Genomic DNA, 1289 nt, shown 5'->3' on the forward strand with positions numbered 1-1289 from the left:
GCCGCCAGCGCCAGCCCCACATCGTCCGCGGCTACTTCGGCGGCCCCCACGTCCGCTACACCCTCGAAGAGAACCCTTTGAGTTTCTGATCAATATGGATTTCGGACACGAAATCGAGGAGGGACCGGCTGGACGCCGACCAACTGGCCGCGCTCGCGGAGCTGGGCATGGACCGGTGAAGGCCGGTGACGGTCCCGCAGGCCGTCCCGGACAGCCTCTGATCACCTTCTTGCGCCGTGACCGGACCCCGGGCCTCTCAGGGCCCGGGGTCCGGTGTTGTGTGCACGCCGAGTGATGTTCTGGCAGGTCAGGGGTGCAAAGCGGCTCTGTTGCAGTACCGTGTTGAGGGCGGGGTTGCACGCGGAGCGTGCCGCCGCGCTGTTCGGAGGGGTGTGGCGGTCGTCAGGCCAGGGCCGGGCGCGAGCTGCCCCAGGACGACAGTGCCCTTGGCGGTGTTTCCGGCGAGGGTCTCCACACCGCCGGACGTGGCGGTGGCGTTGCCCTTGTAGACGGCGATGTAGCCGTTCAGGAGCTGGTCCACGGTGGACAGCGCAACTGCTGTCAGTTGAGCTCGACGCTGGCCTCGGCCACATCGAGGCCATTGAACTCGAAATCTGCCTCCGGCTCGAGCATCTGATTGACCTGCTCATTGCCGAGTACGAAGACTCGGAGTCGGAGGGCAGCATCGGTCTTATTGGTGAACGTCACAGGCCCGATAGGGAGGGCCTGGCTCTCTCCCACCTCTATGCAGCTGGTGCTGGTGAGGGCCGTGACCTCAACGCCATCGCACGATGCCGCGGCTGCCGGGGTGGCTGCGGCGACGCCGAGGACGGGCGCGGTGAGCAGGATAGTTGCGGCCGCGAGGCGGCTGATCGTGAAGCGACGGGTCACGGGGGATCCTTCGTCTCGGACGGCCCTCACGGGGATTCGGCAGGGTCCGTCGGCTCCGAACATCCTCCGCCGAGCCTGAGGGCACAAGCGTTCCTAAGAACGAGGCCGGAACTATACGACAAAGTGGCTTTATTTCGTGCAGCAATAGGCCACCTGGGCACCCTCGAAGCAGCAGCCAGGATGCGGTGCCCGCCGAACATCCGGAGATCGACTGGGAGCAGCTACGCACGGTGGAGAAAGGCCGGTGCTCCCCACTCGCCGCACTGGCGAAGCAGACCGTGTCCGCGTACTCGTCTGAGTGACCCTGACACGAAAGATGCAAGCGACTGCGAGGTCAGGACGTTGTGATGGGTTCGAAGCGGACGGTCATTCCGAGGCTGTTCGCTTCCTTGATCATG

The 1289-nt window shown here is 65.2% G+C and carries 2 protein-coding genes; both read right to left on the reverse strand.

The features are described 5' to 3' along the window. Window positions 1-307: 307 nt before the first annotated feature. Window positions 308-541 (reverse strand): hypothetical protein, encoded by a 234-nt coding sequence (locus ACWD1Z_RS37675; protein ID WP_451125452.1) that lies wholly within the window; start codon window positions 539-541, stop codon window positions 308-310. 20 nt (window positions 542-561) lie between these two features. Continuing rightward, window positions 562-891, reverse strand: a complete 330-nt coding sequence (locus ACWD1Z_RS37680) for a hypothetical protein (RefSeq protein WP_451125454.1) — start codon at window positions 889-891, stop codon at window positions 562-564. Window positions 892-1289: the final 398 nt, after the last annotated feature.

The organism is Streptomyces sp. NPDC002784, from assembly GCF_053592135.1.